At 62.9% G+C, this 23,400-nt stretch carries 21 protein-coding genes and 1 tRNA gene; 11 read left to right on the forward strand and 11 right to left on the reverse strand.

The genetic code is table 11. The features are described 5' to 3' along the window. Positions 1 to 22 precede the first annotated feature (22 nt). Positions 23 to 1,399, forward strand: a complete 1,377-nt coding sequence (locus tag ASD99_RS27075) for a TIGR03808 family TAT-translocated repetitive protein (protein WP_057145543.1) — start codon at positions 23 to 25, stop codon at positions 1,397 to 1,399. Positions 1,400 to 1,408: 9 nt separating this feature from the next. Here the strand turns inward: ASD99_RS27075 and ASD99_RS27080 are convergent, their stop codons facing one another. Both ASD99_RS27080 and ASD99_RS27085 read right to left on the reverse strand, forming a co-directional pair. Continuing rightward, complete coding sequence (locus ASD99_RS27080) at positions 1,409 to 2,413, reverse strand: asparaginase (protein ID WP_056580749.1); 1,005 nt, start codon at positions 2,411 to 2,413, stop codon at positions 1,409 to 1,411. A 28-nt stretch (positions 2,414 to 2,441) separates the two neighbouring features. Next, positions 2,442 to 3,608 carry an acetyl-CoA acetyltransferase gene (locus ASD99_RS27085; protein ID WP_056580753.1) on the reverse strand — a complete coding sequence of 389 codons (1,167 nt, stop codon included), beginning with the start codon at positions 3,606 to 3,608 and terminating at the stop codon, positions 2,442 to 2,444. Positions 3,609 to 3,806: 198 nt separating this feature from the next. Here ASD99_RS27085 and betI point away from each other — a divergent pair, with 198 nt between their 5' ends. The 5 genes from betI to betB are packed head-to-tail and all read left to right on the forward strand — an operon-like array spanning position 3,807 to position 10,084. Then, a complete protein-coding gene (gene betI / locus ASD99_RS27090) occupies positions 3,807 to 4,397 on the forward strand; it encodes a choline-responsive transcriptional repressor BetI (RefSeq protein ID WP_056580755.1) in 591 nt (196 codons plus the stop codon). Beyond that, positions 4,394 to 5,923 (forward strand): choline-sulfatase, encoded by a 1,530-nt coding sequence (gene betC, locus ASD99_RS27095; RefSeq protein WP_057145446.1) that lies wholly within the window; start codon positions 4,394 to 4,396, stop codon positions 5,921 to 5,923. Before betI ends, betC begins: the two co-directional genes overlap by 4 nt. Continuing rightward, positions 5,923 to 6,924, forward strand: coding sequence for a threonine/serine dehydratase (locus tag ASD99_RS27100; RefSeq protein ID WP_082525176.1), 1,002 nt, complete (start codon positions 5,923 to 5,925; stop codon positions 6,922 to 6,924). Before betC ends, ASD99_RS27100 begins: the two co-directional genes overlap by 1 nt. Beyond that, positions 6,917 to 8,569 carry a choline dehydrogenase gene (gene betA, locus ASD99_RS27105; RefSeq protein WP_057145447.1) on the forward strand — a complete coding sequence of 551 codons (1,653 nt, stop codon included), beginning with the start codon at positions 6,917 to 6,919 and terminating at the stop codon, positions 8,567 to 8,569. Before ASD99_RS27100 ends, betA begins: the two co-directional genes overlap by 8 nt. A gap of 51 nt (positions 8,570 to 8,620) precedes the next feature. Further along, on the forward strand, positions 8,621 to 10,084 hold the full coding sequence (gene betB / locus ASD99_RS27110) for a betaine-aldehyde dehydrogenase (RefSeq protein ID WP_057145448.1): 1,464 nt from the start codon (positions 8,621 to 8,623) through the stop codon (positions 10,082 to 10,084). Between the two features lie 6 nt (positions 10,085 to 10,090). Here betB and ASD99_RS33700 read toward each other — a convergent pair whose 3' ends face one another. Genes ASD99_RS33700 through ASD99_RS27125 form a run of 3 tightly spaced genes read right to left on the reverse strand, consistent with a single transcriptional unit; the run spans position 10,091 to position 13,894 of the window. Beyond that, entirely contained in the window at positions 10,091 to 10,699 is a 609-nt protein-coding gene (locus ASD99_RS33700) for a hypothetical protein (RefSeq protein ID WP_056580770.1), read from the reverse strand. A 4-nt stretch (positions 10,700 to 10,703) separates the two neighbouring features. Continuing rightward, positions 10,704 to 12,941 (reverse strand): AGE family epimerase/isomerase, encoded by a 2,238-nt coding sequence (locus tag ASD99_RS27120; protein WP_057145450.1) that lies wholly within the window; start codon positions 12,939 to 12,941, stop codon positions 10,704 to 10,706. A gap of 53 nt (positions 12,942 to 12,994) precedes the next feature. Continuing rightward, complete coding sequence (locus ASD99_RS27125; RefSeq protein WP_056580775.1) at positions 12,995 to 13,894, reverse strand: LysR family transcriptional regulator; 900 nt, start codon at positions 13,892 to 13,894, stop codon at positions 12,995 to 12,997. A 101-nt stretch (positions 13,895 to 13,995) separates the two neighbouring features. Here ASD99_RS27125 and ASD99_RS27130 point away from each other — a divergent pair, with 101 nt between their 5' ends. Then, positions 13,996 to 14,889 carry an NmrA/HSCARG family protein gene (locus tag ASD99_RS27130; RefSeq protein ID WP_057145451.1) on the forward strand — a complete coding sequence of 298 codons (894 nt, stop codon included), beginning with the start codon at positions 13,996 to 13,998 and terminating at the stop codon, positions 14,887 to 14,889. A gap of 2 nt (positions 14,890 to 14,891) precedes the next feature. Here the strand turns inward: ASD99_RS27130 and ASD99_RS27135 are convergent, their stop codons facing one another. Next, complete coding sequence (locus tag ASD99_RS27135; RefSeq protein ID WP_057145452.1) at positions 14,892 to 16,412, reverse strand: phosphomannomutase/phosphoglucomutase; 1,521 nt, start codon at positions 16,410 to 16,412, stop codon at positions 14,892 to 14,894. A gap of 201 nt (positions 16,413 to 16,613) precedes the next feature. Between ASD99_RS27135 and ASD99_RS27140 the strand changes: the two genes are divergently transcribed. Further along, a tRNA-Pro gene (locus tag ASD99_RS27140) sits at positions 16,614 to 16,690 on the forward strand. 175 nt (positions 16,691 to 16,865) lie between these two features. Here ASD99_RS27140 and ASD99_RS27145 read toward each other — a convergent pair. Together ASD99_RS27145 and ASD99_RS35355 are read right to left on the reverse strand one after the other, a co-directional pair. Further along, positions 16,866 to 17,126 carry a hypothetical protein gene (locus tag ASD99_RS27145; protein ID WP_057145453.1) on the reverse strand — a complete coding sequence of 87 codons (261 nt, stop codon included), beginning with the start codon at positions 17,124 to 17,126 and terminating at the stop codon, positions 16,866 to 16,868. Positions 17,127 to 17,582: 456 nt separating this feature from the next. Next, complete coding sequence (locus ASD99_RS35355; RefSeq protein WP_162256731.1) at positions 17,583 to 18,080, reverse strand: hypothetical protein; 498 nt, start codon at positions 18,078 to 18,080, stop codon at positions 17,583 to 17,585. 292 nt (positions 18,081 to 18,372) lie between these two features. Between ASD99_RS35355 and ASD99_RS27160 the strand changes: the two genes are divergently transcribed. From ASD99_RS27160 to ASD99_RS27170, 3 genes are all read left to right on the forward strand, one after another. After that, positions 18,373 to 18,588: a hypothetical protein gene (locus tag ASD99_RS27160; protein WP_056581897.1), complete on the forward strand. Its 216-nt coding sequence runs from the start codon at positions 18,373 to 18,375 to the stop codon at positions 18,586 to 18,588. A gap of 6 nt (positions 18,589 to 18,594) precedes the next feature. Then, the gene (locus tag ASD99_RS27165; protein ID WP_057145545.1) at positions 18,595 to 19,038 is read left to right on the forward strand and encodes a hypothetical protein; all 444 of its coding nucleotides are present in this window, start codon (positions 18,595 to 18,597) and stop codon (positions 19,036 to 19,038) included. Between the two features lie 296 nt (positions 19,039 to 19,334). Further along, a complete protein-coding gene (locus tag ASD99_RS27170) occupies positions 19,335 to 19,679 on the forward strand; it encodes a hypothetical protein (protein WP_057145455.1) in 345 nt (114 codons plus the stop codon). 36 nt (positions 19,680 to 19,715) lie between these two features. On the opposite strand, the gene ASD99_RS27175 is transcribed toward ASD99_RS27170, so the two are convergent. From ASD99_RS27175 to ASD99_RS27185, 3 genes are read right to left on the reverse strand one after another with little or no spacing between them, the layout of a single operon-like run. Beyond that, positions 19,716 to 21,335, reverse strand: a complete 1,620-nt coding sequence (locus tag ASD99_RS27175; RefSeq protein ID WP_057145546.1) for an ABC transporter ATP-binding protein — start codon at positions 21,333 to 21,335, stop codon at positions 19,716 to 19,718. Positions 21,336 to 21,352: 17 nt separating this feature from the next. After that, entirely contained in the window at positions 21,353 to 22,474 is a 1,122-nt protein-coding gene (locus ASD99_RS27180; RefSeq protein WP_057145456.1) for an ABC transporter permease, read from the reverse strand. Then, positions 22,467 to 23,390: an ABC transporter permease subunit gene (locus ASD99_RS27185; RefSeq protein WP_056580795.1), complete on the reverse strand. Its 924-nt coding sequence runs from the start codon at positions 23,388 to 23,390 to the stop codon at positions 22,467 to 22,469. Before ASD99_RS27185 ends, ASD99_RS27180 begins: the two co-directional genes overlap by 8 nt. Positions 23,391 to 23,400 lie beyond the last annotated feature (10 nt).

Here is a 23,400-nt window from a genome sequence, read left to right on the forward strand (position 1 = left end):
CCGAACGCCAGGACCTGTGCCGATGTTGAACAGACGAACGCTGCTGACCGGAACCGCCGGTTTCGCCGTCATGGGCCTTGCGCTCGGCAAGGCGGCGGCCGCGAGCCTGACCGGCATCGAGAAAGCCTCGATGCGCGGCTCGATCAATGCCACCGAACTCGGCGTGCAGCCCGGCAGCTTCGACGATCAGAGCAAGGCCTTCGCCAAACTGCTGCGCGACGCCAACGACCGCGACATGCCGGTGTTCCTGCCACCGGGCACCTATGTGGTGTCCAACCTCTCGCTGCCCGGCCGCATGCGTCTTTCCGGAGTGCAGGGCGCAACGCGGATCGTCTATGGCGGCGACGGTCACCTGTTCATGGCCGAGCAGGTCGACCATATCGAACTCAGCGGGCTGGTCTTCGACGGTGCAAACCGCTCGATGGGCGATTATGCGCAAGGGCTGCTCGATCTGCGCCGGGTCGCGCACCTCGTCGTCGACAATTGCCAGATAACCGGCAGCGGCAAGAACGGACTGGCGCTGGAACACGCGATGGGCCGGGTCGAGCGCTCGGAGATATCGGGAGCTGCCGATGCCGGCATCTATTCGGTCGAGGCCGGCGGGCTGGCGATCACGGGCAACACCGTCTCCGACTGCGCCAATGGCGGCATCCTCGTGCACCGCTGGCAGGCGGCGGAAGACGGCACCATGGTCACCGGCAATCGCGTCGAACGCATCGGGGCGCGCAGCGGCGGAACGGGGCAGAACGGCAATGGCATCAACGCCTTTCGGGCCGGCAATGTCGTCATTTCGGGCAATATCGTGTCGGATTGCGCCTTCTCGGCGATCCGGGCCAACAGCGCCAGCAACCTGCAGATATCGGGCAACACCTGCTCGCGCTCGGGCGAAACGGCAGTCTATTCCGAATTCTCGTTCGAAGGCGCCATCATCAGCAACAACATCGTCGACGGTGCCGCCAACGGCATCTCGATCGTCAACTTCAATGAAGGCGGCCGCATGGGTGTCTGCTCAGGCAACATCGTGCGCAATCTGTCGACCAGCGGCCCCTACCCCGCCGACTCGCCGGGGTTTGGCGTCGGCATCGGCGTCGAAGCCGACACCACCGTTTCCAACAATGTCATCGAGAACGCGCCGCTCTATGGCATGCAGATCGGCTGGGGTCCGTACCTGCGCAATGTCGTGGCCACCGGCAACATCATCCGCAAGGCTGGAACCGGCATCGTCGTGTCCGTGGTCGAGGGCGCCGGCACAGCGGTCATCTCCGACAATGTCATCGACGGCGCCCTGAATGGTGCGGTAGTCGGCCAGCGTTGGGCCGAGCCGGCCACGGGCGACCTCGCTTCGTCAAACGATAGCGGCTATGCGCATCTGACCGTCGAGCGCAATCACGTCAGCTGAGGGCCGGTTTCAATTCAAGGCCGCGGTGGGCCTCAGCGCCCCGACCTTGGCGCCGTTCCGGCTTTCGATCGGCGCGTTTGCCATTTCGGTCAGCTTCGCTGCCAGGGCCTCGTCTGCGCGCAACAATTTGGCCAGAACTGCGGCAACCATGGCTTCGCCGGCGCGGCCGGCGCCGTCGTCGCATTTGAGCGCGATGCCGAGGCCAAGTTCCGGAATTGCGGCACAGTGGACGCCTTCGGCGCCGCCTTTCGTGAAAATCCGCCCTGGCGCGGCCTCCATCAGCGCGACGTCTTCGCGGCCGGTGCCGGCAACGAAGAAAGGCTCGGCCATGCACGCGGCCAGCAGCCGCCTCGCGGCCTTGGCTCGCTCGGCACCAAAACCATTTGTCGTGGCCATGCGGGCAAAGCCGAGCGCGAAGCTCCTGAGCGGCACCGCATAGGTCGGGATCGAGCAGCCGTCAGTGGCCCGCTCATCCGCGCCATGGACGGCGCCTGTCACCGACTGCATGGCGTCGCGCACCATCTCCTGCAGGCCGTGCCCCGGCTTGACATAGCCGCGGTGCGCAATGCCGGCGTGGACACAGGTGCAGAGGAAGCCGGAATGCTTGCCGGAGCAATTGTTGTGCAATGCGTTCGGCGAGCCGCCGGCGCGGGCGAGCGCAATCTCGGCGTCATGATTGGACGGCCAATGCGTGCCGCATTCGAGCGCTGATCCGTCCAGCCCGGCCTTGGCCAGCATGGATCGCGCCAGTTCGACATGTGCCGGCTCGCCCGAATGGGACGCACAGGCAAGCGCCAGTTCGCGGTTGCCGAAACCATAGGCATCCGCCGCGCCGCTTTCGACCAGCGGCAATGCCTGGATCGCCTTGACCGCCGAGCGGGGGAACACCGGCTTGGCGGTATCGCCGATTTCCCAGACGGGCTTGCCGTCGGCGTCGAAGACCGCGACCGCGCCACGGTGCGCGCTCTCGACAATCGCGCCGCGCAAGACTTCGATCAGAACCGGATTTGTCATGGCTACCCCGTAAAAATACGGGCTGCTTCTACCTGATCCGGTCCAATATGGAAACGTAGTTGGCGACCGCCGCACCGCCCATGTTGAAGATGCCGCCAAGTTTCGCACCCGGCACCTGAATGCCGCCGGCCTCGCCGACAAGCTGCATGGCGGTCAAGACATGCATCGACACGCCTGTGGCGCCGATCGGATGGCCCTTGGCCTTCAGTCCGCCTGAGGGATTGACCGGCAGGCGACCATCCTTGGCCGTCGTGCCGTCCAGCGCCAGTCTGGCGCCCTCTCCCGGCTTGGCCAGGCCCATCGCCTCATATTCGATCAATTCGGCAATGGTGAAGCAGTCATGCGTTTCGACGAAGGAAAGATCGTCGAGCGTCACGCCGGCCGATTTCAGCGCCCGGTTCCAGGCCTGCTCGCAGCCTTCGAAAGTCAGGATGTCGCGCTTCGACATCGGCAGGAAATCCTGCACATGCTCGTTGGCGCGGAAGGCAACGGCACGACGCATCTTCAGTGCCGTCGCGGTGTCGGCGAGGATAAGGGCAGCGGCGCCGTCGGAAACCAGCGAGCAGTCGGTGCGCTTCAGGGGACCGGCAACGAACGGGTTCTTCTCGCTCTCCTGGCGGCAGAACTCATAGCCGAAATCCTTACGCATCTGCGCATAGGGGTTGTCGACGCCGTTCTTGTGGTTCTTGGCGGCAATCATCGCCAGCGCGTCCGACTGGTCGCCATAACGCTGGAAATAGGCCTGCGCGATCTTGCCGAAGACGCCGGCGAAACCCGCCGGCGTGTCGCCGTCCTCTGGCAGATAGGACGCCTTGAGCAGGTTCTTGCCGATCTCTGGGCCGGGCGTCGTCGTCATCTGCTCGGCGCCGACCACCAGCACGATGCGGGCGGCATTGGCGTCGATAGCGCGGATGCCTTGGCGGACCGCCGCCGATCCGGTGGCACAAGCGTTCTCGACGCGCGTCGCCGGCTTGAAGCGCAGCCGGTCGTCGGCCTGGAGCACCAGGCTGGCGGTGAAATCCTGCGCCGAAAAGCCGGCGTTGAAGTGGCCGAGCACGATCTCGTCAACCTCGTCGGGACCGATGCCGGCATGGTCGAGCGCGTCCGTTGCGACCTTGACGATCAGGTTTTCGAGCGTTTCGCCCTCAAGCTTGCCGAACCGGGAATGCGCCCAGCCAACGATGCATGCGGTCATGGCGGTCTCCATCCTTGACGCGAGCCTAACACGTGGGCTCACAGTGCACTTTGCGTTTATTGTTCAAATATAAACAATCATCCCCGCATCGGAAAGGGCCGGGACCAGACAATCGCTTGGTACAGGCAAAGCCGGTGCCGATTTTTTTGTTGATTGACCCGTCAATAAAAAATAATCCTGCTTCAAAGGACCAGCGAGATGCCGAAAGTCGGAATGGAGCCATTGCGCCGCAAGGCGCTCATCGACGCGACGATCTCGGCGATCGGCGAGCGCGGTTCGCTCGACGTGACCATGTCCGAGATCGCCGGACGCGCCGGCGTGTCCTCCGCGCTTGCCCATCACTATTTCGGCGCCAAGGACGAACTGTTGCTGGCGACAATGCGCCACATCCTGGCCGAGCTGACCATCGACATGCGACGCGCCCTTCAATCGGCTGCCACCCCGCGCGAACGCGTTTCGGCCGTGGTGGCCGTCAACTTCTCCGACATCCAGTTCCAGCCGGAAACGATCGCCGCATGGCTCGCCTTCTATGTCGAGGCGCAGAAGTCGTCGGCCTTACGCCGGCTGCTCAGGGTGTACGCGCGGCGCCTGCACTCCAACCTGATGAGCGGCCTGACCGGCATCCTGCCCAGAGCCGAAGCCGACCGCGCAGCCGAAGCGACAGCGGCGATGATCGACGGGCTCTACATCAGGCGGGCGCTGAAGGACGGCGTGCCTGACGCCGCGACCGCGATCGCGCTGGTCGAGGACTATCTCGAAACCAAACTCGGTGAGCGGTGCAAACAGTGACAACGAAGCGACCCAATTTCCTGATCGTCATGGTCGATCAGCTCAACGGGACCCTGTTTCCGGATGGGCCGGCAGAGTTTCTGCACGTACCGCATCTGAAGGCGTTGGCCGCCCGATCGGCGCGCTTTGCCAACAACTATACGGCGTCGCCACTCTGCGCGCCGGGCCGTGCCTCGTTCATGAGCGGGCAATTGCCGTCGCGCACCGGCGTCTACGACAATGCCGCCGAATTCGCCTCATCGATCCCGACCTTCGCCCATCATCTGCGCGCCGCCGGCTACTACACCTGCCTGTCGGGCAAGATGCATTTCGTCGGGCCGGATCAGCTGCACGGTTTCGAGGAGCGGCTGACCACCGACATCTACCCGGCCGATTTCGGCTGGACGCCCGATTACCGCAAGCCCGGCGAGCGCATCGACTGGTGGTATCACAATCTGGGCTCGGTGACCGGCGCCGGCGTCGCCGAGATCACCAACCAGATGGAGTATGACGACGAGGTCGTGTTTCTCGCCACGCAGAAGCTCTATCAGCTTTCGCGCGAACAGGACGACGCGAACCATCGGCCCTGGTGCCTCACCGTCTCGCTGTCGCACCCGCACGATCCCTATGTCGCGCGCAAGCAGTATTGGGATCTCTACGAGCATTGCCAGGCGCTGGACCCGGAAACAGCGTTCATCGCGCATGACGAGCAGGATACGCATTCCCGGCGGCTGTACCACGCCAGCGACTATCCCTCTTTCGAGATCACGCCAGAGCAGGTGCGTCGTTCGCGGCGCGGCTATTTCGCCAACATCTCCTATGTCGACGACAAGCTCGGCGAGATCCTGGATGTTCTCGAGCGCACCCGCATGGCCGACGACACAATCATCCTGTTCTGCTCGGACCACGGCGACATGCTCGGCGAGCGCGGCCTGTGGTTCAAGATGAGCTTCTTCGAGGGGTCGGCGCGGGTGCCGCTGATGATTGCCGGCAAGGGCGTTCACGCCGGGCTGATCGAGACGCCGGTCTCCAATCTCGACGTGGCGCCGACGCTTTGCGACCTCGCCGGCATCGACATCGCTGCGATCGCACCTTGGACGGACGGCCAGTCGCTGCTGCCGCTCGCCGACGGCATCGAGCGCACCGCACCTGTGCTGATGGAATATGCTGCCGAAGGGTCCAACGCGCCTTTGGTGGCGATCCGCGACGGCAGATACAAATTCGTCCACTGCGAGCTCGATTCGCCGCAACTGTTCGATCTCGAAGCCGATCCGCTCGAGCGAAACAATCTGGCCGACGACCCCGCCAATGCTGGCCTGGTGGCGGCATACATGGACAAGGTCCACGCGCGCTGGAACATGGCCGGCTTCGACGCCGCAGTGCGCGAAAGCCAGGCGCGCCGCTGGGTCGTTTATCCGGCGCTGCGCAACGGCGCCTATTACCCCTGGGATTTCCAGCCTCTGCAAAAAGCGTCCGAGCGTTACATGCGCAATCACATGAACCTCGACAATCTCGAAGAGAGCAAGCGGTATCCGCGAGGCGAATGATGTCGGACCTTCTCGTTCCCTCCCTCGACCATCTCAAGCAGGCCTATGCCGTGACATCACGGGCGACGCAGATCACGCCGCTGCTGGAATCGACGGCACTGGCCAGGGAGACGGGGGCGGCCCGCGTCTTCATCAAGCCGGAATCGCTGCAATGGGCCGGCTCGTTCAAGGTGCGCGGCGCTTATTGGCGGCTGAAGCAGCTTTCGGCTGACGAGGCGAGGAAAGGCGTCGTCGCCTATTCCTCCGGCAATTTCGCGCAAGGGCTGGCGGCCGCCGGCCAGGCGCTCGGCATTCCCGTCACCATCGTCATGCCGATCGATGCACCGGCCGCCAAGCGCGACGCCACCGCGGGCTATGGCGCCCGTGTCGTGCTGACCGACCATGGCGAGCGCGCGCGGGAGGAAGTCGCGGCCGCCAAGGCCCGCGAGATCGCCGAGACAGAGGGGCTGGCGCTGCTGCATCCATTCGACGATCCGGAGATCATTGCCGGCCAGGCGGGCGCCGGCCTCGAAGCGCTCGACCAGCTTGCCGCCAAGAACGCCAGTGCCGACCTCTTGTTCTGTTCGGTCGGCGGCGGCGGACTGATCGGCGGCGTTTCGCTCGCCTTCCACTATCTGTCGCCCGCCACCGAGATCATCGGCGTCGAGCCGGAGGGATTCAATGGCATGGGTTCGTCACTGGCACACGGCAGCATCGAGACGATGCCGATCGGGCCGAAGTCGATCTGCGACGGGCTGATGTCGCGCCGCCCGGGCGATGCTCCATTTGCCGCAGTGAAGTCGGCAGGTGTCCGCGGCATCACCGTCGATGATCAGTCGGTGCGTAGCGCCATGCGGATCGCCTTCGAGCGCATGAAGCTGGTGCTCGAACCGTCGGGCGCCGCCTCGCTCGCGGCACTGCTCGGCGACAAGGTGGATGTGAAGGACAAGACCGTCCTGGTTGTGGCTACCGGCGGGAATGTCTCGCTCGCCGATTTCATGGCGCATATGAACCATGCTTGAAGCGGATTTCGTCATCATCGGCTCCGGCTCGGCCGGCTCGGCCATGGCCTATCGCCTGTCGGAAGACGGCAACCATTCGGTCATCGTCATCGAATTCGGCGGCAGCGATATCGGGCCGCTGATCCAGATGCCGTCGGCGCTGTCGATCCCGCTCAACATGAGCCTTTACGACTGGGGCTTTGCCAGCGAGCCGGAGCCGCATCTCGGCGGCCGCGTGCTGGCGACACCGCGCGGCAAGGTGATCGGCGGCTCGTCCTCGATCAACGGCATGGTCTATGTGCGCGGCCACGCCCGCGACTTCGACCATTGGGCCGAAGACGGTGCGGTGGGCTGGGGCTTTGCCGACGTGCTCCCCTATTTCAAGCGCATGGAAGACTCGGACGGCGGCGAGGATGGCTGGCGGGGCAAAAGTGGTCCGCTGCATGTGCAGCGCGGCTCACGGCGCAATCCGCTCTATGGCGCCTTCGTCGAGGCCGGCCGCCAGGCCGGGTTCGAACTGACCGACGACTACAACGGTTCCAAGCAGGAAGGGTTTGGGCCGATGGAGCAGACCATAAGCGGCGGCCGCCGCTGGTCGGCGGCATCAGCCTATCTGAAGCCGGCGCTGAAGCGCAAAAACGTGAGTCTGGTCAAGGGCTTTGCGCGGCGGGTGATCATCGAGAATCAACGCGCCATCGGTGTCGAGATCGAAGCTCACAAGCAGATTCAAGTCGTTAAGGCGCGACGTGAGGTGATCGTCGCGGCGTCGTCGATCAATTCGCCCAAGATCCTGATGCTGTCCGGCATCGGCCCGGCCGAGCATTTGCGCGAAAACGGCATTGCCGTGGTGGCCGACCGGCCCGGCGTCGGCCGCAATTTGCAGGATCATATGGAGCTCTACATCCAGCAGGAATCATTACTGCCGATCACGCTCAATTCCGTGCTGAACCCGTTCTCGAAAGCACTCATCGGCGCGCAGTGGCTGTTCTTCAAGACCGGCCTCGGCGCCACCAACCATTTCGAAGCGGCGGCCTTCGTGCGCTCGCGTGCCGGCGTCGACTACCCCGATATCCAGTACCATTTCATCCCTGCGGCTGTCCGCTATGACGGTAAGGCGGCGGCCAAGTCGCACGGCTTCCAGGCCCATGTCGGACCGATGCGCTCGAAGTCGCGCGGCTCGGTGACGCTGCGCTCGCCGAACCCGGAATCGCAGCCTGTGATCCGCTTCAATTACATGTCGCATCCAGACGACTGGGCGGAGTTTCGCCACTGCATCCGGCTGACGCGCGAGATCTTCGGCCAGTCAGCGTTCGACCCCTATCGGGGCAAGGAAATCTCGCCGGGCAGCCAGGTGCAGACGGACGACGATCTCGACGTCTTCATTCGCGACCACGCCGAGAGCGCCTACCATCCTTGCGGTACCTGCAAGATGGGCCGCGCCGACGACATGATGAGCGTCGTCGATCCCGAGTGCCGGGTCATCGGCGTCGAAGGCTTGCGGGTGGCGGATTCCTCGATCTTCCCGCGCGTCACCAACGGCAATCTCAACGCGCCATCGATCATGACCGGCGAGAAGGCATCCGACCACATCCTTGGCCGCACGCCGCTGGCGCCTTCCAACCAGGAACCATGGATCAATCCGCGCTGGCAGGTGTCGGACAGATAGAGCATGATCCGGCGAACGTTGCGCCCAAGCCAAGACGATTTGGAGACTCCCATGCGCGCCCAGCCCACGGCATCGCACTATGTCAATGGACGCTACATCGAGGACGAAGGCGGCGCGCCCCTGCCGGTCATCTACCCGGCAACCGGTGAGACCATTGCCCTGCTGCGTTCGGCGACGCCGAACGTGCTGGAACTAGCCGTCGAGGCAGCACGCGCTGCGCAACCCGCCTGGGCGCGGCTGAAGCCGGTCGAGCGCGGGCGCATCCTGCGCCGTGCCGCCGACATATTGCGCGCCCGCAACGCCGACCTCGCCCGCATCGAGACGCTCGACACCGGCAAGGCGATCCAGGAAACGTTGGTCGCGGACGCCCCTTCGGCGGCGGACTGCCTCGAATATTTCGGCGGTGCGGTCGCCGCTTACAATGGCGAATCGGTCGATCTCGGCGGGCCCTTCGCCTACACAAGGCGCGAAGCGCTCGGTGTCTGTGTCGGCATCGGTGCCTGGAACTACCCGATCCAGATCGCCGGCTGGAAATCGGCGCCTGCGCTCGCCATGGGCAATGCCATGGTGTTCAAGCCTTCGGAAAACACGCCGCTTTCGGCGTTGGCGCTGGCCGAGATCTACAGCGAGGCCGGCCTGCCCGACGGGCTGTTCAATGTGGTGCAGGGCTATGGCGATGTCGGCGCCGGCCTCGTCGGCCACGATGTCGTCGCCAAGGTCTCGGTGACCGGTTCGGTACCGACCGGCCGCAAGGTGCTATCGCTGGCTGGCTCGAAGATGAAGCACGCGACGATGGAGCTCGGCGGCAAGTCGCCGCTGATCATCTTCGACGATGCCGACATCGAGAACGCCATTGGCGGCGCCATGCTCGGCAATTTCTATTCGACCGGCCAGATCTGTTCCAACGGCACGCGGGTCTTCGTGCAGAGCGGTATTCACGACCGCTTCGTCGAACGCCTGGTCGAGCGGACCAAGAAAATCCGCATCGGCGACCCGCTCGATCCCGAAACCCAGATGGGCCCGCTGGTCTCCAAGGCGCAGCACGACAAGGTGGTCGGCTATATCGAAATCGGCAAGCAGGACGGCGCCGTTCTCGCCTGCGGCGGCAACGTGCCTTCACTGCAGGGTTTTCAGGGCGGCTTCTTCGTCGAGCCGACGGTGTTCACCGGCGTTACCGACACGATGCGCATCGCCCGTGAGGAGATTTTCGGGCCCGTCATGAGCGTGCTGAAGTTCGACGGTGAGGACGAGGTGATCGACCGCGCCAACGACACCGAATTTGGCCTTGCCGCAGGCGTCTTCACGCGCGACCTGCCGCGCGCCCACCGCGTCATCGCCGAGTTGCAGGCCGGCACATGCTGGATCAACGCCTACAATCTGACGCCGGTGGAGATTCCGTTCGGCGGGGTGAAGCAGTCCGGCATCGGGCGCGAGAATTCGCTGGCGGCGCTGGCGCTTTATTCGCAGCTGAAGTCCATCTACGTCGAGACTGGGAACGTGGCGAGCCCGTATTGACGTGATTCAGCCTTCGACTTTTTTAGCAAGGGCGATGATGACCTTCTCAATGATTCCCTCGTCCTCCAAGTCTGAAAGCAATACGATTATCCTTGACCTGAGCCCGCTTTTCATCGCGCCACCAATCCGAAACAATCCACTTCTAACATACACCGGTTGCGCAAGTTTCAGGTGAACGACAACAGTATCCCTGACGGATTGAAACCTTATGTGCTGGACGTTACTCCATGGCATCGGCTCTTCTAACTGACGCCTATCCCACAACGTTTCTCTGGTAAGAATTAGCAACGGGCGCGAACTCGCCGCGTCGAGTATCATCCTTACCAGCATTCCCGCAAAGAGAACGCTGACAAAAAAGCATCCGACCACTCCAGCCACCCATGCCATGCGGTCGAGTGAATTTCCGGGCTCCCAATTTTGGACTGCAACCGAATAGAACTTTATCGAAGAACACAGTGCCCAAATGGCAGCGATTCCGAAGATCGGATAGTACCAACGAAAACGGCCATGGGCCTCTAATGGAAGGCCTATCCTTTGTGGCGGAATGTCCTGCGTCTTCCGGAAAGTTGTATCACCCGGAACGTCCACAAATTCCCTGGCGGCCGTCTGTCCCAACGCCTCACCCCTTCTCCGCCGTCCCGTCAAGATACTGCGTAAGTGCGCAGACCAGATGATAGAAGATGCTGGCCGGAACATCCGCCGCAAGCGAGCGGCCGCGTTCGTCGATGCGGTCGATCCACAGGCCGAGCGGGGCCGGGTCGATGTGCCAGCGAAACAGGCGGCCGACACGCGCCTCGATCTCGGGTTTCAGGTCGGGACCGCCCGAGCCATCCAGTGCGATCGCCGCCTTGATCGCTTCGGCCTGCGGCCAGCTGCGCGAGACAAGGTCGAGCGGCAGGCCCTGCCGCGAGACGGCGCCATAGGCAAGGCCGGTGGCGCGGTTGAGGCCGTTGGCGATGGCCGAGGCGTAGAGTTTCCGGGCAAAGCCGCTCAACTCGGCCTGGCCGCTGCGCCCGGCGAAATCGACCAGCAGTGAGGCCCATTCGAAATGGTGGCCAGGCTCGGTCCATGAGCCTTTCTCGCCGGCGGAGGGTTTCCATTCGGCATCGAAATACTCGCCAAGTGTCCAGCTTTCCGGATCGAAGAAATGACTGCGGAAGAGGTCGATGATGCGCGCCGCGCGGCGCAGATGGGCGCGCTCGCCGGTCGCCTGATACCAGGCCAGGAAGGCCTCGAGCAGGTGCATATGCGGGTTGGAGCGGCGCTCGCCCTCCCCGTCCGATGTCTCGAGGAAGCCGGTCATGCGGCTGTCTTCGAGATGGGCATCGAGAAAGGCGAAGGTTTCCTCGCCGAGCCGCAAGGCGTCGGGATTGCCCGACATATGCGCATGCGCCAGTGCCAAGAGCACGCAGGAATGATCGTAGGCATCCTCGGTGGCATCGGCGACCGAACCGTCGACATTCAGCGTGCGAACCCAGCCGCCTTTGTCGGTGCGGCCCTTCCCTTCCATGAAGTCGATGCCGTGGCTGATCAGCCGGTCGGCCGGACCGTCCCAGCCGCGCTCCTTGGCGACCGCAAAAGCATAGACCTGCCTTGCCATTGTGCGCATGCGCTTGGGCTTCATCAGCGGCGAGGCGTCCAGGCTGAGCGCTTCATGAAAACCGCCATGGCGTTCGTCGACGCCTGATGTCGACCACAGCGGCAAGGTCTCCTGAAATAGCCAGTGGTGCACGCGCCGCCGCCAGGCGCCGCTCTCGATGACGCGGTCTTGCGCCGGCGTGAACCTGGTTTCCAGCCGGCCCGATTTTTCGAGCTGCTCGACGATCTTCTTGACGTGCTGGCTGTGGCTGACCGGGGCGACGAAGGTGGCGTCCGATGTCGAGACGATGGCGACGTCCTTCATGCCGATCGCCGACAGCAGGCGGCCGTCACTGCGGATGTAGGAATTCTCGCAATCGATGGCGACGACATCGCCGATGATGACATTGCCCTGGTTGTCGGCGGGGCCGACATCAAGCAGCGACTGCCACGAGCCGAGATCGTTCCAGCGGAAGCCGGCCGGCACCATGGCGATGTCTCTTGCCCGCTCCATGATGGCATAGTCGATCGAGTTCGACGGAATGGCGGCGTAGAGCTCAAGCGGCATGTAGAGGCCGGAGAGATCCGATGTCGCGGCCTTGTAGGCTGCTTCGGTGGCCAGCCAGATGTGCGGCTGGAACGCCATGAAGGCGTCACGCATGGCGCCGGCGCGAAACAGGAAGATGCCGGTGTTCCAGTAGAAAGTTCCGGCCTTGAGATAAGTTTGCGCAGTCGCAAGGTCCGGCTTTTCGACGAAGCGCGACACGTCGAAGGTGCCGCCGGTTTCGGCTGCGACCTCGATATAGCCGTAGCCGGTCTCGGGCTGTGTCGGTTTGATGCCGAACACCACCAGCCTGCCCTCGCGTGCTGCCTCGGTGCCTGCTTCGACGCTCTGCCAGAATTGGCGCGGGGTCGCTATCTCATGGTCCGACGGCACCACCAGCACCAGGCTGTCGCCGAACTCGGACAGTGTGCGCAGCACCGCCAGCGCGACGGCGGCGGCTGTGTTGCGCCCGGTCGGCTCGAACAGCGGACCGCCGCCGGCGAGATCGAGGCCGGCAAGATCGGTGTGGACGCGATCGGCGTGGCGCTCCGCGGCGATCAGGAAGATCGGCGTTTCGCCTTGCGGCCGGGCGGTCAGCCGGCGCAAGGTCTTGGCCAGCATCGAGCCGTCGCCCGACAGATCGTGGAACTGCTTGGGATTGTCCTCGCGCGACAGCGGCCACAACCGCGAGCCGACGCCGCCGCTCATGACAAAACTGACAATCCGCTCGGTCATTCAGGTCTCACGCTCAGGAGGCAAGTGGTGCCGGTTGCTATCACACCTAGCCTTTAAGCGGTGTTTATCCCATTGGGAATGCGCTCGGATGCAAGCTCGATGAACGCCTTGACCAAAGGAGAAAGATGCCGGCTGCTCGGATAGAGAACGTGCAGGCCGCCGGCCGGTGTCGCGTAGGTCCTGAGAACTCGCTGCAGTCGTCCGTCATTGATCAACCCTTCTGCGATCGCCTGGGGCAATTGGGCAATGCCGAAGCCTGCGAGCGCGGCCGCGACGACCGCCTGCATTTCATTGGCGGCGAAGCGCCCGGCCACCACGACCGTTTCCTGGCCGCTTGGCCCATCCAGCACCCAATGAGCGCCTGAGACCGAAGGGCCGGCGATGACGCATTGATGGTGCGCAAGGTCCGCCGGGCTCTCGGGCATGCCGTGCCGCGCGAGATAGTCCGGGCTGGCGCAGAGCAGCCTGTGCGTGGAGCCGAGTTTGCGGGCGATCAGCGTCGAATCCTGAAGGATCCCGGTGCGGAAAGCGAGGTCTATACCGTCCTCGACCAGATTGAGCCTGTCGTCGGTGAGGCGCAGCTCGACGTTGGTTTTCGGATACATTGCCAGGAAGTCGACCACGGCGCGGATGAGGAAATGGCCGCCAAAGCCGACCGGGGCCGAAATGCGAATCGTGCCCGACGGCTCCGCCCTCGCCTGTGCGAGGCGCAGATTTGCCTCCTCGATCGTCCGCAGCCCCCGGCTGCTCTGCTCATAGTAGAGACGCCCGGCATCCGTCAGGTTGAGGCTGCGTGTCGTGCGCTGCAGCAGGCGCACGCCGACCTCGCGCTCGAGCGCGGCAATGCGGCGGCTGACCGTTGTCTTGGGCATGGCGAGCAGACGCGCGGCAGCAGTGAAGCTGCCGGCTTCGACGACGCGGGCAAACACGATGATGTCGTTGAGGTCGAGCATTGTATCTAAAATTGGCACTAAGTTTTCCAATTATAGCCAATTATGCATCAATGCGACAGGCCCTAGTTTTGCTCCAGGAGAAACAAGAAGGAGCAGAGATCATGACCGGCAAGCGAAACATCCTGGTAACCGGCGCCACCGGCCAACAAGGCGGCGCGGTTGCCCGTGCCCTGTTGTCGAGGGGCCATCACGTAAAGGCGCTGACGCGCAAGCCGGACAGCGAGGCCGCGCGGCAACTGGCGTCGGCGGGCGCCGATATCGTGGCCGGCGATCTCGCTGACGCAGCCTCCGTTGTGAGGGCGGCAAAAGACGTCGACACGATGTTCCTGATGGGCAACAGCTACGAGGCCGGTCTGCAGGAAGAGACCCGCCAGGGGATCCTTGCAGCCGATGCCGCGAAGGCTGCCGGCGTCGGACACCTGATCTATTCGTCAGTCGCCGATGCCGACAAGAAAACCGATATCCCGCATTTCGAGAGCAAATATCTCGTCGAGAAACATGTCGTCGGTCTCGGCATCCCCTATACGATCAGCGCGCCGGTCGCGTTCATGGAAAATGCCGTCGCGCCATGGTCGATCGACGCGCTCAGCCAAGGCACACATGCCTTCGCCCTGCCTGCCAAACGCGTCCTCCAGCTTGTCAGCCTGACGGACATCGGCGCCTTCGTTGCTGCCCTGGTCGAGCGGCGAGAACAGGTATTCGGCAAGCGCTTCGACTTCGCCGGGGACGAACTGTCCGGCGAAGAGCAGGCGAAAATCCTGTCCGAGGCCATCGGCCGTCTGATCCGCTATCAGGAAATCCCGATCGCGGCGGCCCGCCAGCAGAGCGAGGACGCGGCACTCATGTTCGAGTGGTTCGACCGCGTCGGTTACGATGTCGATATCGCCGCGTTGCGCAAGGAATTCCCGGAAGTCCGCTGGCACGGATTTGCCGACTGGGCGCGGTCGTTCGACTGGAGCGTCCTGGAGCGGACAGCTTCCACGACCGATCGCTGATCTTAAAAAGTCTGGTTGTAGGCGCCGACTTCGGGGCTGCGGCGCAGCACCGCGTCGACGGCCTCGAACATCTGCCGGCGACGCTGCGACGATACCGGGCTTTCGACGACCACCACGAGCTCCGGCTTGTTAGACGAGGCGCGCACCAGCCCCCAGGTGCCGTCCTCGGCGACGACACGCACGCCGTTGACGGTTATGAGATCTCCGATCTTCTGGCCGGCGAAAACCATTCCATCCCGCTTCATGGCCTGAAAGTCGGCAACCACCCGCTCGACCACGCCATACTTCACATCGTCGGCGCAGTGCGGCGACATGGTCGGTGTGCCGAAGGTCAGCGGCAGCTCGCGGTAGAGATCGGCCATCGAACTGCCGGGGCTGCGATCCAGCATCTGGCAGATAGCGATGGCGGTGACCAGCCCATCATCATAGCCGCGGCCGATCGGCGGGTTGAAGAAGAAATGGCCTGACTTTTCGAAACCGGCGACGGCGCCAAGCTCGGCGACGCGGCGCTTGATGTAGGAGTGGCCGGTCTTCCAGTAATCGGTGACGGCGCCGTTGGCGAGCAGCACTGCGTCGGTGTTGAACAAGCCGGTCGACTTGACGTCGACAACGAAAGTCGAGCCCGGATGCTGGCTGGAAATATCCCGCGCCAGCATCACCCCGACCTTGTCGGCAAAAATCTCGTTGCCTTCATTGTCGACGACGCCGCAGCGATCACCGTCGCCGTCGAAGCCAAGGCCGACATCGGCACCGGTCTCTAGCACCTTGTCCCTGATGGCATGCAGCATCTGCATGTCCTCAGGATTGGGATTGTAGCGTGGGAAGGTATAGTCGAGTTCGACATCGAGCGGGATGACCTCGCAGCCGATGCGCTGCAGCGCTTGCGGGGCAAAGGCGCCGGCGGTGCCGTTGCCGGACGCGGCGACCACTCTCAGCTTTCGCGTGATGCGCTTGTCGCGGGTCAGATCGTCGAGATAGGTCGCGCGAAAATCGCGGACGAAATCATAGGAGCCGTCGCCGGCAAGATCGAAATCGCCGGCCAGCACGATCGCCTTCAGCGCGCTCATCTCTTCGGGGCCGAAGGTCAGCGGCCGCGCCGCGCCCATCTTGACGCCTGTCCAGCCATTCTCGTTGTGCGAGGCGGTGACCATGGCGACCGAGGACGTATCCAAGGCGAACTGAGCGAAATAGGCCATTGGCGACAACGCCAGGCCGATGTCCCTCACGCGGGCGCCCGCCGCCATCAGGCCGGACACCAGCGCCAACTTGATCGACAGCGAATAGGAGCGGAAGTCATGCCCGGTGACGATATCCGGCCCGGCGCCGAGACGGCGAATCAGCGTGCCAAGCCCCATGCCGAGCGCCTGGACGCCGATCAGATTGAGCTCTGGCGGTTGCGCGGAGCCGGGATGGCCGAACCACCAGCGCGCATCATATTCGCGAAAGCCGGACGCCTTGATCAGCGCTTCGGTTTCGAATTCGAAACTGTTGGGCCGGGCGTCGCCAACGATTTTTGGGGGCAAGACAGCAGAGCTCCAGGCGGCAGAAAATACAATCTATCGAGGGCCGCGGCTTAGCACACAAGGCTTTAAGCCACGTTTATCCCGGACCGAAATCCGAGCTTGGCCGAAATGCCCGACGAAAGCGGACGAAATGCGACAGAAGCGCTGCCATTGCCGCTTGCAGGAACGAAGTACGGCAGCTATAAGCCCGCGGTCTGGTCACGGAGTGTAGCGCAGCCTGGTAGCGCACCTCGTTCGGGACGAGGGGGTCGCAGGTTCAAATCCTGCCACTCCGACCAGAAAAAACAAAGTGTTAGCGCATCCCGACTTCGGCGCTCAGACTGATATCCCGCCTGAAGATAGAGCTCACTGCTTGATGAGACAAACCCAGAGTCTTGTCTTTCGTCGTCGGGCACGTAGCGCCAGTGAGCTTCTCGAAGTCGCCGACGACGTCGGCGGCTACAGATTTGCCAGTCATTGCGAGTGAATTTTCATTAGCCGCGCGGCATTCATCAATGCCGCGCCATCTGCCTCGATTCTGTCGACAAGTTCGCTAGCCTGGTCCAGGCTGATGCCTGTTTCATTGGACAGGAACCAGACGCGAAAGCTCTTTTCCTCAGATGGCACAGAGACGATGGCCTCCCTGCCATCGTGTCGATCTTCGGCCGGCCGCTTGCGTCGCTTTCGCAGTGTCCGCTTCGGCTGATCACCTTCCGATAGAGGGTCGATGGACATGGCTCACGTCGCGCTTAACGAAGGCCGAAAAAGCTCAATATCACTAGGACGATGACCACCGCTCCGACGAGCCAAATGATGTTGTTCATAATTTCTCTCCTGTTGCCTGGGGGAAGCCCGCGCCTCTGGCGGAGACGCGGGCCGACCAGCCTTAGCGGCTGATCCGCAGCAGACACCAAAGCCGCAGTGCTGGCTGCGAGAAATAGAACTATCAGACGTGCCTAATGTTCCGCTGTTTGGCGAGATCGAGCGATGGCCTGGTGAATTGCCTTCATATTGGCCTCGGAGCCTATTTACCCCGACGGCAGAAGCAGACCGCCGGCTGGGTCAGGAGCCATCATGCGCCGAGCGAGACTGATGCGGTCAGACACATCGCTCTCTGCAAGAGCGATCGCCCGTTCTTCGACTTGCCGCAAGTGTTCTGGCTGGCCTTGGGGAAGGCCGGAACCAAAGTGATCAGAGGCAGTTATCCGACGAAGGGCTAATTAAGGAAATGGAGAAACTGCAATGAAAACAATGATCATGTGCGCCTTGGCGCTTTCCATGGGATTGCCCGTTATGGCTTCGGCTGCCGAGACCGATGTGGTTATTAGAACCCACCATCGACACCACAACAGCGTCAAGATCATCAACGAAGACGGCCAGCGCTTGCACCACCGCCGGCACGGTGCGGATGCGTTCTATGACCATGGGCGCCGGCATCATCGTCGAGACACCGTCGTCGTGACAGGCTCCGTCTCCACTCATCGCCACCACCCCGTGGTGATAGAAAACGACGGTTACTGATCGCGAACCGCCCGGCTCCCAGGAGTCGGGCATTTGGTCGTCGCTCCTGAAAGTTGAGGGTTCGCCCGTCACACAGGAGCAGCGAGCGAACCCTATCAGCGCAGGAAGGGACGTAGCTGCACCGATGTGCAAAACTTTCGCGAGCAGGTCTTCCGGATGGTCAGCCAAGAGCTATTCCCATCACGATGAAGGTGATGGCCACGGCGAAGACCGGTGCGAGCAACCAGCGCGCTTGGCCAACACTCCTCTCCATCAGCTTCCTCCCGCAAACGTGCAGCGGACAACGACCGCAGGCAGTGGCCGTTCCGAGCGACGCCCCCAATAGGATCATTGCTTTTTGCGATCAGACCTAGGTCCGGTGCCTTGCCCGACCGAAGCCCGACTTGGGAACCTTTTGCACTTGCCCCAGTTCGGTTGGTTGGGGCAAAGACCAACAAAAATGAAACGGATGACCATCATCATGTCGAACCCTGAGACTGCAAGATCACATGCCTTGGGGATGCGCGTCGCTGACCTCAAGTCCAAGATGGAGAAGGCCCAAATCACCGAGGGCGAAATGAAGACCTTCCACAAGGTCGCGGCCATCATGGAAGACCGCCAGGGCCGAATTGAAAGCGACGACCTGATTGCCGCATCCTTCGTCACCGACACGCTGCCAAACAGTCAAAAGCCTTGAGTGACCATGCCAACAATCAGCAGACTTTTTGATTCCCATGCCCAAGCGGCCCGGGTCGCCAGCGATCTGGTGGCGGCCGGAATTCCTCGGGTACAGATCGCCATCATCGGACCTTACAATGACGAAGTTGGATCTCTGTGGATTTCCGCTTTGGGGGTCATCCTCGGCGCTGCCGCCGGCGGGTTGGCCTGCCTGAGCGCTGTTGCGGCCCACGGCATCAGTCCTCTTGCTGCAAGCGTATGGGCAACAGTCGTGGCCGGCGGGGCCTGTGGCGGCGTTGCTGGCGGTCTGCTTGGAACATTCCCCATGACTGCCGTGAAGACGGATGATCGGAGTAACACCGAGGGGATCGTTTTGGTGACGGCCCATGTCGATGGAAATGAGACCGACATCGCCCAGGCAATGCTCGACGGTTGCGCCCCGACGACGTTCGTTGCTGAAGCAGCGTGAGAATTTCCAGGGACATCGAATGAACGACCCGGCAGCCGTTGTGGTCGGAGATCACCAAAATGCACGAAAAGCCGGTCCCGGCGTTAGCCGAGACGGGCTCTCTCCGTTTACCAGTGATTGAATTAAAGCACTCGACGGGTACCAACTGCGAGTGACCGAGAATGTTCCTGCTTTGGCCGGAAAGGCTGAGCGCGGTGGTAGAGTCCTTCGCAGTCGCAAACTTTGACGAAATGGCCCTCGGCCCTAGGTAGTTCGATGGGTATGATGGGTCGATGAAACGGCGAGCCGGATGCGACATGAATTTGAATTCGACGACAGCTTTGCCACCGGTCCTGATGATTGCACTGTTTCTTGTCGCTGGCTGTTCATCGATCAGCAGATCCGTCGATCCGGCGAAATACGATTCGATGACGTGTGCCAAGCTCAACAGCGCGCTGGGAGCCGTTGCCCGTGACATCTCACAAACCGCAATCACCCGTGGCAAGGTCGCGAACACCAGTGTTCCGCGCTGGCTGCTGGGCGGCTCGCGTGTGAAGACCGCGGTCGCCAGCCGTGAAACGGCCAGAATCGATCGGCTGAAGCAGCAACAAGAGGCGATTGTCGGGGCACGGGCGCGCAAGTGCCCGCGGTCAACGGACTGAGTGAACAGACCATCTGCGGCAACTGCCTGCAGTGGCTCAGGCGCTCAGGCGAAACCGCGTGACGTCGATCGCCGCGGCCATCAGCGTCTGTGTGTAGACGTGCTGCGGATTGCTGAAGATCGCCTCGGTCGGCCCCTCCTCGACGATCTTGCCCTGTTTCATGACGATGATGTAGTCGGCCATGGCGCGCACGACCGACAGATCGTGGCTGATGAAGAGGTAGGACAGTTCGTGGTCGGCCTGCAGTTTGCGCAGCAGCTCGACGATCTGTTTCTGCACCGAGCGGTCGAGCGCCGAGGTCGGCTCATCCAGCACCACCAGCTTGGGCTTCAGGATCATGGCCCGCGCAATGGCGATGCGCTGGCGCTGGCCGCCGGAAAATTCATGCGGGTAGCGGTTGCGGGCGTTCGGATCGAGGCCGACCTCGCGCAAGGCCTCGACGGCGCGCTGGTCGCGTTGCTTGCCCGAAAGGTTCGGCTCATGCACCAGCAGCCCTTCCGTAATGACCTGACCGACGGTCATGCGCGGCGACAGCGAGCCGAACGGGTCCTGGAAGACGAGCTGCATTTGACGCCGTAGCGGTCGCATCGCCTGCCGGTCCGCCTGGGAAATGTCGCGATCGCCGAAACGGATGAGCCCGTCGCTCGGCAACAGCCGCAGCAGAGCGCGGCCGAGCGTCGATTTGCCCGAGCCGGATTCACCGACGATGCCGATGGTCTGGTTGCGCTGCAGCCGGATCGAGATGTGATCGACGGCACGCAGCATCAGCGGCTCGCCGGCCAGAAACCCGCCGCCGATCCTGAACGTCACTTCGACATTCCTGCCTTCGAGCAGCACCGGTGCATTGGCGGGTGGTGGCGCCTTGTGGCCGGTCGGCTCGGCCGCCAGCAGCATTTTCGTATAGGCATGCTGCGGGTTGACGAAGATGGCTTCGGCCTCCCCCTCCTCGACAACCTCGCCCTGACGCATGACATAGACCCGGTCGGCAAAGCGACGGACGATGCCGAGATCGTGGGTGATGAAGACGATCGCCATGCCGAGCTTGCGCTGCAATTCAGCCAAAAGCATCAGGATCTGCGCCTGGATCGTCACGTCGAGCGCCGTCGTCGGCTCGTCGGCGATCAATATGTCAGGGTCGTTGGCGAGCGCCATGGCGATCATCACGCGCTGGCGCTGGCCGCCGGACATTTCGTGCGGATAGGACTTCATCCGTCGCTCGGGGTCGGGGATATGCACCAGCCGCAGCAGCCTGAGCGCCTCTTCGTGCGCCTCGGCAGCATTCAGGCCCCGATGCCGTCGGATCGGTTCGATCAGCTGGTTGCCGATTGAATAGAGCGGATCGAGCGAGGTCATCGGCTCCTGGAAGATCATGCTGATCTTGCGGCCTCGGACCTTGTTGAGCTCGGATTTGCTCAGTGTCAGAAGATTGCGGCCGCGATAGTCGACACTGCCTGTCGCTTCGCCATTCGATGCCAGCAGGCTCATCGCCGCCATCATCGTCTGGCTCTTGCCGGAGCCGGATTCGCCAACCACTGCAACGGTTTCGCCTGACTTGACGTGGATGTTGATGCCCTTCACCGCCTCGACCGCGCCGTCGAGCGTGCGGAAGCGGACGCGCAGATCCTTGACGCTGAGGATCGTTTCGGAAGCAGCCATTTCAGCGATCCCCATCTTTATCGATCTCTCGGGTCGAGCGCGTCGCGCAGGCCGTCGCCAACGAAGTTCAGCGCGAACAGTGTCGAGACGAGGAAGAAGGCGGGAAACAGGAGCAGCCAGTTGGCGGTGCCGATGTTCTTGGCGCCGACCGAGATCAGCACGCCCCAACTGGTCATCGGCTCCTGCACGCCGAGCCCGAGGAATGACAGGAAGCTCTCCAGGATGATGACTTGCGGCACCAGCAGCGTCATATAGATCACCACCGGGCCGAGCAGGTTGGGAATGACGTGGCGCAGCAGGATACCGCGCTGGCCGACACCCATGGCTTCCGCCGCCTGGACATATTCCTGCCGGCGGATCGACAGCGCCTGGCCGCGCACGATGCGCGCCATGTCGAGCCACAGCACGGCGCCGACCGCCAGGAACATCAGCACGAAGTTGCGGCCGAAGAACACCACCAGCATGATCACGAAGAAGATGAAGGGCAAGGAATAGAGCACGTCGACGATGCGCATCATGACCTCGTCGACCTTGCCGCCGGCAAAGCCGGCAGCGGCCCCGTAGACCACGCCGATGGCCACCGCCACGACGCCGGCAAGCAGGCCGATGGCCAGCGATATGCGCCCGGCCATCAGCGTGCGCGACAACAGATCGCGGCCGGTGTTGTCGGTGCCGAACAGGAAATATTGCTGCTTGATCGAGGCACTCATGGTCACTTCGAGGCCGTCAGGCGACTTGGCCTCGATCTTGGTGTCGTCAAAGGCATCGGAGCGGTCGAGATAGCGGATGTTGCGGTCGTCGATCGGCTTGGTCGACTTGACGGTAACGAAGACCTGGTTGCCTTCCTGCCGCCACTCCTTGATGTCGACCCGCATGCGCTTGATCGCTTCGGTGAGTGCCGTCTCGATCATGTCGGCCTTCGGATAGGCCGACAGGCTCGGCGGCATGCGCACATAGTCGGCATAGATGGTGGTGTACTGATGCGGCACGAACAAGGGCCCGAACACGCTGACGACACCGATCAGGGCGAGGTAATACAGGCTGAACATGGCGGCGCGATTGGCCTTGAGGCGCGCCCAGGCATCACCCCAGAGCGAGCGACCGACGACGGCGGGAGCTGTGGCTGCAATGTCAGTCATAGCGCACCCTCGGGTCGACGACCGCGTACATGACGTCGACGATCAGGTTGAAGACGATGGTGAAGATGGCGATCACCACCACCGTTCCCATCACCAGCGTGTAGTCGCGGTTCAGCGCGGCATCGACGAAATAGCGGCCGACGCCCGGAATGGAGAAGATCGTCTCGACGATGACCGAGCCGGTCAGCAATGCCGCGGCTGCCGGGCCGGTGAAGGAGACGATCGGCAGGATGGCGCCGCGCAGCGCGTGCTTGACCACCACCGACCAGTCGGAGAGGCCGAGCGCGCGCGCCGTGCGGATATGATGGGACCGCAAGGATTCGATCATCGAACCACGCATCAGCCGGGCGACGATGGCGATCTGCGGCAGAGCGAGCGTCAGCACCGGGCCGACCTTGTTGATGAAAGCGCCGTCGCCCCATCCACCGATCGGCAAGAGCTTCCAGGTCAGCCCGAACAGGAGCTGGATTACCGGTGCGATGACGAAGGTGGGGATGGTGCTGCCGGCGGTCGCCAACGCAATCACCGTGTAGTCGCCAAGCTTGTTCTGGTTGAGCGCGGCAATGGTGCCGAGCACGGAACCGAGCAGAAGCGCCAGGACGAGCGCCGAAGCACCGAGTTGGACCGAAATGGGCAGCCCCTTGGCGAACAGTTCGGTGACGGTGAAGTCCGGCATGTTGTAGCTCGGGCCGAAATTGCCGCGCAGCAGATTGCCGAGATAGTGGACGAATTGCAGCCAGAGCGGATCGTTGAGGCCGAACTGGGCTTCAAGGTTGGCCCTGATCTCGGGACTTAGCCCCCGCTCCTGGTTGAATGGACCGCCTGGCGCGACGCGCATCAGGAAAAACGCCATGGTCACGATGACGAACAGCGTCGGGATGGCGGTTAGAAGCCGCCGTAATACGTATCGCAGCATCGGTGCCCCG

The sequence above is a fragment of the Mesorhizobium sp. Root695 genome, from assembly GCF_001428185.1.
Lineage (GTDB): Bacteria > Pseudomonadota > Alphaproteobacteria > Rhizobiales > Rhizobiaceae > Mesorhizobium.

What these genes read in the sequence shown, in the direction of transcription:
- ASD99_RS27075 (WP_057145543.1), top strand. Translation starts at nt 23, where the DNA reads ATGTTGAACAGACGAACGCTGCTGACCGGAACCGCCGGTTTCGCCGTC.
- ASD99_RS27080 (WP_056580749.1), bottom strand. Translation starts at nt 2,413, where the DNA reads ATGACAAATCCGGTTCTGATCGAAGTCTTGCGCGGCGCGATTGTCGAG.
- ASD99_RS27085 (WP_056580753.1), bottom strand. Translation starts at nt 3,608, where the DNA reads ATGACCGCATGCATCGTTGGCTGGGCGCATTCCCGGTTCGGCAAGCTT.
- betI (WP_056580755.1), top strand. Translation starts at nt 3,807, where the DNA reads ATGCCGAAAGTCGGAATGGAGCCATTGCGCCGCAAGGCGCTCATCGAC.
- ASD99_RS27100 (WP_082525176.1), top strand. Translation starts at nt 5,923, where the DNA reads ATGTCGGACCTTCTCGTTCCCTCCCTCGACCATCTCAAGCAGGCCTAT.
- betA (WP_057145447.1), top strand. Translation starts at nt 6,917, where the DNA reads ATGCTTGAAGCGGATTTCGTCATCATCGGCTCCGGCTCGGCCGGCTCG.
- betB (WP_057145448.1), top strand. Translation starts at nt 8,621, where the DNA reads ATGCGCGCCCAGCCCACGGCATCGCACTATGTCAATGGACGCTACATC.
- ASD99_RS27120 (WP_057145450.1), bottom strand. Translation starts at nt 12,941, where the DNA reads ATGACCGAGCGGATTGTCAGTTTTGTCATGAGCGGCGGCGTCGGCTCG.
- ASD99_RS27125 (WP_056580775.1), bottom strand. Translation starts at nt 13,894, where the DNA reads ATGCTCGACCTCAACGACATCATCGTGTTTGCCCGCGTCGTCGAAGCC.
- ASD99_RS27130 (WP_057145451.1), top strand. Translation starts at nt 13,996, where the DNA reads ATGACCGGCAAGCGAAACATCCTGGTAACCGGCGCCACCGGCCAACAA.
- ASD99_RS27145 (WP_057145453.1), bottom strand. Translation starts at nt 17,126, where the DNA reads ATGTCCATCGACCCTCTATCGGAAGGTGATCAGCCGAAGCGGACACTG.
- ASD99_RS27160 (WP_056581897.1), top strand. Translation starts at nt 18,373, where the DNA reads ATGTCGAACCCTGAGACTGCAAGATCACATGCCTTGGGGATGCGCGTC.
- ASD99_RS27165 (WP_057145545.1), top strand. Translation starts at nt 18,595, where the DNA reads ATGCCAACAATCAGCAGACTTTTTGATTCCCATGCCCAAGCGGCCCGG.
- ASD99_RS27170 (WP_057145455.1), top strand. Translation starts at nt 19,335, where the DNA reads ATGAATTTGAATTCGACGACAGCTTTGCCACCGGTCCTGATGATTGCA.
- ASD99_RS27175 (WP_057145546.1), bottom strand. Translation starts at nt 21,335, where the DNA reads ATGGCTGCTTCCGAAACGATCCTCAGCGTCAAGGATCTGCGCGTCCGC.
- ASD99_RS27180 (WP_057145456.1), bottom strand. Translation starts at nt 22,474, where the DNA reads ATGACTGACATTGCAGCCACAGCTCCCGCCGTCGTCGGTCGCTCGCTC.
- ASD99_RS27185 (WP_056580795.1), bottom strand. Translation starts at nt 23,390, where the DNA reads ATGCTGCGATACGTATTACGGCGGCTTCTAACCGCCATCCCGACGCTG.